This is a genomic window from Vibrio genomosp. F10 str. 9ZD137, assembly GCF_049974785.1.
Taxonomy (GTDB): domain Bacteria; phylum Pseudomonadota; class Gammaproteobacteria; order Enterobacterales; family Vibrionaceae; genus Vibrio.
The window spans coordinates 1-9,094 of sequence record NZ_JBNGCJ010000327.1 but is presented as its reverse complement, the minus strand read 5'-3'; the positions used below and the strand labels follow the sequence as shown (position 1 = coordinate 9,094).

General features: G+C 39.2%; 9 protein-coding genes and 1 pseudogene. 5 read left to right on the top strand and 5 right to left on the bottom strand.

Translation table 11 applies throughout. The annotated features are described in order from the left end of the window. Nucleotides 1-493: 493 nt before the first annotated feature. From ACP45E_RS06665 to ACP45E_RS06645, 5 genes are all read left to right on the top strand, one after another. On the top strand, nt 494-1,420 hold the full coding sequence (locus tag ACP45E_RS06665; RefSeq protein WP_017038893.1) for a helix-turn-helix domain-containing protein: 927 nt from the start codon (nt 494-496) through the stop codon (nt 1,418-1,420). 79 nt (nt 1,421-1,499) lie between these two features. Next, nucleotides 1,500-1,931 (top strand): GNAT family N-acetyltransferase, encoded by a 432-nt coding sequence (locus ACP45E_RS06660; RefSeq protein ID WP_017035286.1) that lies wholly within the window; start codon nt 1,500-1,502, stop codon nt 1,929-1,931. A gap of 99 nt (nt 1,932-2,030) precedes the next feature. After that, complete coding sequence (locus ACP45E_RS06655) at nt 2,031-2,435, top strand: 6,7-dimethyl-8-ribityllumazine synthase (RefSeq protein WP_017035285.1); 405 nt, start codon at nt 2,031-2,033, stop codon at nt 2,433-2,435. A 407-nt stretch (nt 2,436-2,842) separates the two neighbouring features. Next, nucleotides 2,843-3,436 carry a hypothetical protein gene (locus ACP45E_RS06650; protein ID WP_017038892.1) on the top strand — a complete coding sequence of 198 codons (594 nt, stop codon included), beginning with the start codon at nt 2,843-2,845 and terminating at the stop codon, nt 3,434-3,436. A 473-nt stretch (nt 3,437-3,909) separates the two neighbouring features. Then, nucleotides 3,910-4,437 (top strand): Dabb family protein, encoded by a 528-nt coding sequence (locus tag ACP45E_RS06645; RefSeq protein WP_017038891.1) that lies wholly within the window; start codon nt 3,910-3,912, stop codon nt 4,435-4,437. A 141-nt stretch (nt 4,438-4,578) separates the two neighbouring features. On the opposite strand, the gene ACP45E_RS06640 is transcribed toward ACP45E_RS06645, so the two are convergent. The 5 genes and pseudogenes from ACP45E_RS06640 to ACP45E_RS06620 all read right to left on the bottom strand — a co-directional run. Continuing rightward, entirely contained in the window at nt 4,579-4,890 is a 312-nt protein-coding gene (locus ACP45E_RS06640) for a hypothetical protein (protein ID WP_017038890.1), read from the bottom strand. Between the two features lie 515 nt (nt 4,891-5,405). Next, complete coding sequence (locus tag ACP45E_RS06635; RefSeq protein WP_017038888.1) at nt 5,406-6,191, bottom strand: hypothetical protein; 786 nt, start codon at nt 6,189-6,191, stop codon at nt 5,406-5,408. Between the two features lie 84 nt (nt 6,192-6,275). Continuing rightward, on the bottom strand, nt 6,276-7,214 hold the full coding sequence (locus ACP45E_RS06630) for a hypothetical protein (protein WP_069584820.1): 939 nt from the start codon (nt 7,212-7,214) through the stop codon (nt 6,276-6,278). A gap of 171 nt (nt 7,215-7,385) precedes the next feature. After that, nucleotides 7,386-8,321 (bottom strand): LysR family transcriptional regulator, encoded by a 936-nt coding sequence (locus ACP45E_RS06625; protein ID WP_017040828.1) that lies wholly within the window; start codon nt 8,319-8,321, stop codon nt 7,386-7,388. A 511-nt stretch (nt 8,322-8,832) separates the two neighbouring features. Further along, nucleotides 8,833-9,094: pseudogene (locus ACP45E_RS06620) on the bottom strand (methyl-accepting chemotaxis protein); the annotation flags it as partial.

The window sequence follows — 9,094 nt, the reverse complement described above, 5'->3', positions numbered from 1 at the left end:
CTAACCGCAAATTCGCTAGCGAACCTCCCGCCCCCTTTCTTTGAGATCTATCCTTACCTCATATCCAATTCACACACCCGCTTGATGCTCAGCACGAGCTCTTTTGTCATGCGTTATTTCTCACATCTCATGGCTGTGAGCACACGGTATATGACCGGTAGAGGCATGCTCTATAAATCGCTGCCAGAAGGAAATATAGCCATTTTAATCGAGAAAATGATTATAACTTATAACACAAGTGAATAGAAAAATAGGCCAAAATAAATCGAATGAAACTAATCAATTATAAACGTTTAATTATCAATTGATATAGATAGTGCCAAATTAGAAAGGGTTAATGATGAAACATCGTGTTTACTTGTGGCTATTGTTTTTTTGGTCAATATAGCTAAGTAATCGAATACTAATACAAATCAAGCATCAAATAAATACTATTTTGGAAGCGATGTCAAATTAGTGTAAATATATCGTGTCAAATTAGGATGGCAACTATATGAAGAATATATCGAATTTATCGGAATTATTAATCCACTTTGAAGCGATCTACCGTTACGATGGCCTGCGAGCCGCTGCATTTAAGACGGGCATACCATTGTGTCGATTGTCTCGGTCACTGAATGATCTAGAGACCATTGTTAAAAAGAAACTATTTTATTCGGATAAAAACGAATTTAAGCCCACACGAGAAGGCGGGCGCCTGTATCATGAGGTTGATACAAACTCGATGCTCATTAATTTATCTCATCAATTGAATGAATATATGAACCATGAAAGCATCAAAGCCTGTGTATTACCTCAAATAAAAATGAATCTAAGTGGTGAAATTATCTCGAATTATTATGACTACAGAAAAGATTCAGGGAGAGTCTTGTCAGTCACAATAACGAGTGAGTATTTTAATGAGCGGGAAATGTACAGTCAACTTCGAGCGTGTGATCTAGACATTGTGTTGTCGTATTACAAATTTGACTCTATCGCTGTGGAAAACAAGCAACTGTATATTGATGAGTATTCATTTTATCAAATCAACAATGATAGTAACAAAATAGAATACTTGGCCATGCTTGATCTAGGCAATACGAGTAATGATAATTTCATTGTTGATTTTATTGATCAGTGCTGTGATAGCGAATGTACAGTGAAATCTCTACCTAGGTTAATTCTTCCCGATATTGATAGCTTACTAAAAGTGGCAAAAGAATTGCCGCTCATTGTGCTTCTAAACAAAGCGTCGATTAGAAAATTTGTTAATTCGGGTGTTGATTTAAAAAAGATAAACAAAATAGGTACGTTAGAGCTCCCTGTTTATATTTCATACCATAAGATGAACCCTAAAAAGAAAATGATCAATATGGTGTCTGAGACATACCTGAACCTCTTGAAAGAGGAAGATGTTGACTTAGAGTGCTTGCCTGTTTAAGGAAAACAAGCTGCGTATATTAACCGCTGCGTACATTAACCTAGGTGAGCATTGGTCGTATCTATAACCGGAAAGTATTATGAATAAGAACCAGTTAAGACTCGTACTGAGAGAGCCAACAGTCAATCAGTATAATTTATTGAGGCAATCTGTTGGCTGGGAATCGATAGAAAAATATCGAGCTAATTTGGCGTTGAAGAATTCTTTACTTTCAATTTGCGCTCTTTATGAAGATGAACTTATCGGTATAGGCCGAGTCGTTGGCGATGGTGCTTTGTACTTTTATGTTCAAGATATTATCGTTAGCCCTAAATACCAAAATCAAGGCGTAGGTAAACAAATAATGGAAAATATTATGTCTAATATCAATAAATTGGCAAAACAAAAGTCGGGTGCATTTATCGGTTTAATGTGTGGCAAAGACGTTGCCCCTTTTTATGCGAAGTTCGACTTTAAACTTCAGTCAGAAGATGTCCCATTTATGAATATTTGGAAAAAGGTAGACCGTTAACCTTATAGAGTTAGTTATCGATAAGGTAATAAATATCTTTCAAAAATATTACTGTTAATAGTTAATAGTTAATAGTTAATAGTTAAGTAGGTAAGAATAATGAATAAAAATGTATCTATTATTATATGCGGATTTCATAGGCATCATGCAGTCAATATGCTCGATGAAGTGCGCGAAAACGCGAAAAATAATCACATGTCGATCATCAATGAAACTTGGGTCCCTGGCGCTATGGAGGTGCCATTGGCCCTTTCAAGAGAGCTTTCACAGGTGAATATCGATGGCGCGATAGTGCTCGGTATCATCGAAAAAGGCGAGACAAAACATGGCCTGGTGATGGCAAATGCAGTTATGGGTGGTGTTATTCAACTTCAGTTAGAGTACATGAAACCCGTCGGGGTTGGGATACTCGGGCCAGAGATTCACCCCAGCCAGATACCTGGACGGGTGAGGCCTTATGCGTTAGCAGCCAGCGAAGCTTTGTATACTATGTTAACTCGCTAGGCAGCGTTAGTGAGTAGAGGTAGCTAACGAGTTATATGTCACCCGCCAATTCTTTTCGTTTTTCCTAACTTTATTTTTTCCTAACTTTCTTTTTTTAAAATAGGTGTTTGTATCAATTGATTCGATCAAGCGATACTCACATCCCACCTAGAGCCTGTAAAAATTTTGTATATAGCAAGGTTGTTATTCATTCCCCTTAATAATTCCCATTCATACAGCATAAACATTGCCTAATGAACCATCCGTAGATTCTGCCTATATTATCGTTAACAGTAAGTTTCACAGGACAAATTTTACAAAACAAAACAAAGTGTTCAGCTTTGTTTTGTTTTTTTTAATTTTTGTTACAGTTATGTTTTCTTATTTTTAATAAAACAAATGTGACCTAATAATACTAGGAGTAACTTATGTTATTGAACATTAATAAATTAGCTATGGAAAAACTAATTATAAAAACGTTAGTAGTATTACTTTCTTTTGTGTCTTTTGTATCATTTTCTAATGACCTAAATACGTTTGGGTTTGATGATCCTGAAAAAGCAAATATTACATTAATAACAGGTTCTGGAGGTTCATATGCCACTATTTATTCTAATGGAAGGAATCAAGTTGTTTTAAAAGCCGTATATGAAAATATCCCTACTGGTCATACATTAAAACATATTTCTCTTAAAGAGCTTTATACTGGTAGTGATCTTGGTGCTGGTTGGGAGATCAGTAAAGTCAGCAAAGGCTTCTTGTCTTATGGTTCTTATCCTCTACGAGATAAAAGCCCAGTAGATGAAGGGACCGGTGTCGAGGCGTTTTTAATATCAACCACTCGTGATGACACTATCAAAGTATGTGTTGAAATGACCACAATGACCGAGATAGGTGTGGAAGAAAAAGTAACAACTTGTGATGGTACCGTTAATTTAGGTGCTGTAAAGGCGCTGTCGCGTTGTTTTTTACTGAACCAGGAAGTGAGGAAAATAGGCTGTGGAATACCGTGTCATTTTTAACGGGTACTACCTCCCTTTATACGTTAAATACACAGAATCATCTGAAACATTTTAATAAGGTACCCGTTTGGGAAAAATATGGTATATCCCAAGGTGTGTGGGGAAATGTGAGTAAATATAATGCGATGAATAGTAGTCAGCTCCACTTCTAAGAATAATTTTAATTATCGAATAAAGCTCCTCTCTCGAAAGGAGAGCCATTTTATAAGTAAACAAAGTGTTTGATTATATTTTATTGGGTTTTAATTTGTAGCTAATTTTAATGCTCGTTATTAACCGGAGGATGTCTATTTAAATGAGTTGTTGTATTTTTAAGTAACTATTTTAGTAGACATTAAAGGATCAGACTTAGTATCAAGTCTACATTGAGATACTTAGCGGGATTATTTTAGTTTAAAACACACTGTTTACTTGTCATTGCCTCGTTATTCTCATGAAATTAAATATTGATCTAATTATAAAGGGTAGATTCAATGAAAACTGCAATGGTGGTAGCGTTAAGCGCAACTTTATCCTTATCTGCAATGGCACATTTAAGCGGAAATGAGAATGAATATTCGAGTACGGTAAAGCCTATTCCTGCGAAAAATTATGTACAAGTCACAAGGCCCAGCTTTAAGCCAGGGTTCATTCGCCATATGGTCCTCTTTGACCTGAAAGATGAGGTCACCGTTGCTGAAAGAAAAGAAATAATTACCAGGTTTCTAGCGTTGAGGGAGTCCACTCGTGACGGTGAGCAATACATACACAATATTGAAGCGGGCAGTCACAACATGAGTCGAGAAGGACAAGGAAAGGGCTATGATCTTGCTTTTGTCGTGAGCTTTTTGTCTCAAGGGGATCTCAATTATTACGTTGGAACACCAGCAATCAATTCTCCTGCGTTTTTTGATAAAAACCATCAAAAATTTAAAGAATTCGTAGGACCTTACTTGAAGGTCGAAAAAAATCCAGGAGGCAAAGACAAGGTCGGGGTGTTGGTTTTTGATTACACCCTGTAACGGATTGTTGTCATTAACGGGTTCGCTTAAGAAATGCCCGCTCTGCTTTACTCAATAGAGTGGGCGTTGTGTGTTAACGGCCCACTGTGTTGTGCGTGTTAATTTTGAAGCAGACAGAAGACACCAAATAATTGGCTGTGATTATTGTGTAAATACTTGATTCATGAGCGAGTGGAATCGCATGTTTTGACCTGAAGGCGTTTCTTGACGCTTTTGGCGCCATGCATTCTGAAACGTACCAGCAAGTTCTTTGTAGCACAATGGACAGCAAGCATGTTTAGCGGAAAAATGCGATTTTGGGGTTTGTGAAAAAGACTCATTGTGCTCTTTACACCACAGTAACACAGGCGTACGGCTGTTCAAGTAGTGGACTTCATTATAACCAAAGCGGTCTCCCCATAGACGACGGGATTTTGCGATAAATTGTGCTTTGGTATCTCTTGGGATTGGCATTGTTTTCTCCAACAAAACGTTTAGTAAATTGCTTGATAGCCGTCCGCCTCAACGAACGTTCACCTTAATGAGCAAGGGCAAACCGTTTTGCTATTCATTGTGCTCAGAAGGCAGTGCAATATTGGCAAAGCTTGGTATAGATGGAAATGAAACGGTGTGTTTACTAGGCGCTTGCTATAGAGTGTCATTGATGCTGGAGAGTGATTTAATGCGAATAAAAAACTTCAAGTGCTTTGAATATAAAGGAAAAGTAGAAAACAAAAAAAAGCCCGTAGGGGTTACGGGCAAAATACAGGACATGATAAGCTTGCTAGAGGTTACACAAGCTATAAAACAGACTGCACTGCACTGCACTGCATTGCATTGACATGGCAGCCAGCAATCAACCTGTATTGATAAAGCTATCACCGATTAAACAAAAACACGATCAGACACTCTGTTTAAGAAATGTATTTATGGTTCAGGTGATGTTAATCGATATTTGATGCTTGAGAATTTGGGTATTTGTAGTGCGACTAAAAATCAAAAGAAAGGCTGAAATCCCAGTAATTCCAATCCGAATTGTTTAAATCAAAGTGGTGCGATAAATACGGTTTGACGCCCCAAAGATTGAGCGTAAATCCCAGGTTGATGTAGCGGTCTGCGTGGTTTGGTGTCTCACGATAGTTATTGTTGATCTTTTTGAATGACAATTTATTGTAGTGCTGTTTATCGTGGCCGTAAGAGGTCGATAAATTTAGCCAATCGTTCACATCGTAGCTTGCGCCAACCAGTTTGTTCAAATAAATACGTTCTTGCCTAATTTGTGTATCTAGGTGTGAAATTGAGAGATTTTGTCGATCAATGTACTGAGCGTCAAAATTGGAAAAGAAGACGACGTCTTGGTATTTGAATGCCGAAAATATGCCCATAGTATATACGCCCGTTTTATCGGTGTTTCCACCAACGGAAGCTGACACTTCATTGTATACGGTGTCAAATAAGAAGAAGGAGTACCCTAACCCTATATCACCAAATTTGTCTGAGTCGACGGAACCAAATAAACGCCAATCGTCATTAAGGTTGTGTGACGCGTTAAGTGTCAATACGTATTGGTTTGAGTAGTCACCCAAAAAATCACTTTGGCTCATTGTGACGTCAAATGTCTGATTGACAAATTCGACATAGTCAAACTCTTCATTAGAATTTGATTCAGTATGGAATGTGGTATTCGGATCGGCGCTATAGGCGATGTGACTTACAACTAAAGCTGAAAACGGAATAATGAAAAAGAGGATGTTTTGAAAAGCTCTAATAAGCAAAGCAGAAATCTCAGTAAGTGATGTCCCTATTCATGGATAAAATGTAAGCCCCGCATCAAGCAGGGCTCACCGTTCATTTTTCGGTTAGCCGCGAGCGTTCATCACGCGGTTTTTCAGTTGTTGAAGGTTCTTCTTAAAATTAGGGTTTAAACCAATGTGGCTCTTGATGTTGTCGACGGTTTGTTGAGCCACGTCATTCAAGTAAACGCCATCAATTCGACCTGATTCTCTGTCGACTGTGATGTGGATTTCACCGCCTTTAGTTGATTCGATGTGACCGCCGTCTGCGCTGATGTCACCAGTGATGTGATTGATTAGCGTTCCATTTTCGTCGTAGATCTTCACGCCGTCATTGTGCTGGCGCTCGTCAACGATGTAGCCATCAACTTCTTCGTGCGTTGTCATCATCCAAACGTTGTCACCTACTTTAGCTACCTGACGGCCATTGTCAGCGTCTGGCGTTACTTCAATCGGATTGGATGGATTATTGTGAATAGGGTGACCTAAGGTTGGTGTCCATTCAGTAACAAGTGTGTAGTCGCTATCACGAACGTAAACAGTCCCGTTTTCAATGCTCAAGTAGCCATCGATTTCACCGTGAGTTGATACCTGCCACATGTTGTCAGCAATTTGGTCGACTTGACGGCCATTGTCAGCGTCTGGCGCATTTACTACCGGATTAGTTGCATCAATAATAGGCAAGTTACCTGGTAAGTCTGAGTTGTTTGATCCCGACGTGTTACTTGAAGATCCACTCACCAATCCAGCAAATAAGGCGGCAGAAGTTGCCCCTACCATTGCCCAACCACCTTGGCTGTCTTTCTCGTATAAGTGACCATCAACAGCAGCAATCGAACTATTTTGAGCTTCAAGTTTAGCGATAACCGAAGCGTCAATTTCTGCCATTTGAGTATCGATAACAATGCGAGTCTGTTGATTCGCTTTGGCAACATCCACTTGTTGTGCAAATGTACCAAACGAAATCATAGAAAGAATAGACGTAGCTAAAATGGTTTTTTTCATCAATAAGTTTCTCTACAAGTTTGTGTTTATCGTTCATCGATAGACTGGTGAATTTGTGTTTCCGATGAGTAGAGAATAGAGAGAGTTAGATTTTTGAGCCATTCGTAAAAGGGAACATCGCTATTAACCGTTGGTTAAGAGCGATGTGCTTAATGGGAGTGCAATGCACGTTTAGCTCTTCTGCAAATTTTCTAGAATCTGAGTCGTGATGCTAAGTAACCATTGTTGGGTGGAATCGTTTTTATCCTTGATGGAAGAATACACAAGTATGTCTCTTACAAAGTGCTCTTCGTTATCGGCAGGCATCAAGGCTTTCAGGCTAGGGTATCGATCGATATGAATGTAACCTGTAGAAGGAAACAGTATATTCGTCTCTGCGATGGTCTCTAAAATCGCGGACGGAAGTTCAGAACGAAGAACAATATTCGGTTCAAGGGTTTTATCAACCTCTCTAATCACTTTCTCTGCGAACGATTCGGTTAGGTTCCAATCAGCAGCAATGAGGGTTGCGATGGGGTACTGCTGGGCTTCTAAATACGTAATGTAATCGCCTCCCACTGGATGTTCTTTCCTAACATAAATTCGAAAGTGGTCTTTGGTGATGAAGTGACGAGCAATGTCTTTGCGTGAAAGCGAGAGATCGTAGTTGATGCCGAGTTTGACGGTGCCTACAGAAATATCATCAAGAGATGTTTTGGTCCAGTTGACTAAATGAAGCTCAATGTGAGGCGCTTGGAGGTGGATTTCAGTAAATAGGTCTTTTCCTATGGCATGTAATAGAAAAGGTGAGATAGCAATGGTGAGCTTGCCACTTAAGTCACTCGGTGAAAACTCTTGTAATGACTTAATGTTGTTATTCAGCGCATCGAGCGTAGGCGTGATTTTTTGCGCAAGTTTGTCAGAAAAAGGTGTAGGGCTTAATCCTTTAGGGACTTTTAAGAATAATGGGTCATCAAAGTGGTGCCGTAACTTATTGAGAGACTTACTTAATGCAGGAGCCGACACATGGAGGCGAGCTGATGCTTTTTGAAGGTTCTGCTCTTGGTAAATAACTAGAAATATGCGTAACAGATTTAAATCTAAATGAGTGAAGAAGTCTTTAGCCATCCTTGCCTCGTTGTGTCGAATTTAAGAGACGTCGCGACTGAATATAATAGTGCGGCATCACTGTGTTGTTTATTATCTTTATTATCAATTATCTGATTAATATAGCTAAAAACCAATGTAGATGGAAGATACATGATTGAATAATCTAATAATTTCATAAAGTTAAACCCGAAAGAGAATCGACGTTGAAAGTGAATAACGTGATGGGCCAATGATCCGCCCTCTGCGATAGGCTCTCTGTCTGTTTTAAGAAGCTAAAGAGGAAAGAATGAACGCTGCCAAACCGGTTTGATACCGAGCCTTTGCAGCGCTATTTCTTGATAGAAAGTTTTTGGTAAACAGTTTTTACACAAAAGTCTTTACGAACAAACTGCTTTGTCACGAAGCTTGTGACATGTAAGTGATGATTCGTGATGCCAGTGATTCGTGATGCCAGTGATTCGTGATGCCAAGGGTTCTCGATGGCAGTGGTTCTTGATGCAAGTGGCAGTTCTTGTTCCCAAAATAAGCACTACAATTTGAAGCGTCCAACGATTTCAATCAATTGTCGGTTGACGTTATCAATGTCACTTGCTTCATTTAACGCTTGTTTACCGTTGCTGTCTAGTTCAACAACAATGTCGTTGATTGCAGACATATTTCGGCTGAGTTCACGGGTGACGCTGCTTTGTTCTTCGGCTGCGGTGGCTATCTGAGTGCTGAGATCATTAATGTCGTTAACAAATTGGCTCATGGTCTCCAGGCTGTGTACCACTTCGCCAGCCCCTTCTGCC

Excerpts from the sequence above, each read along its gene's own strand:
- ACP45E_RS06665 (WP_017038893.1), top strand. The coding sequence starts at position 494 with ATGAAGAATATATCGAATTTATCGGAATTATTAATCCACTTTGAAGCG.
- ACP45E_RS06660 (WP_017035286.1), top strand. The coding sequence starts at position 1,500 with ATGAATAAGAACCAGTTAAGACTCGTACTGAGAGAGCCAACAGTCAAT.
- ACP45E_RS06655 (WP_017035285.1), top strand. The coding sequence starts at position 2,031 with ATGAATAAAAATGTATCTATTATTATATGCGGATTTCATAGGCATCAT.
- ACP45E_RS06650 (WP_017038892.1), top strand. The coding sequence starts at position 2,843 with ATGTTATTGAACATTAATAAATTAGCTATGGAAAAACTAATTATAAAA.
- ACP45E_RS06645 (WP_017038891.1), top strand. The coding sequence starts at position 3,910 with ATGAAAACTGCAATGGTGGTAGCGTTAAGCGCAACTTTATCCTTATCT.
- ACP45E_RS06640 (WP_017038890.1), bottom strand. The coding sequence starts at position 4,890 with ATGCCAATCCCAAGAGATACCAAAGCACAATTTATCGCAAAATCCCGT.
- ACP45E_RS06630 (WP_069584820.1), bottom strand. The coding sequence starts at position 7,214 with ATGAAAAAAACCATTTTAGCTACGTCTATTCTTTCTATGATTTCGTTT.
- ACP45E_RS06625 (WP_017040828.1), bottom strand. The coding sequence starts at position 8,321 with ATGGCTAAAGACTTCTTCACTCATTTAGATTTAAATCTGTTACGCATA.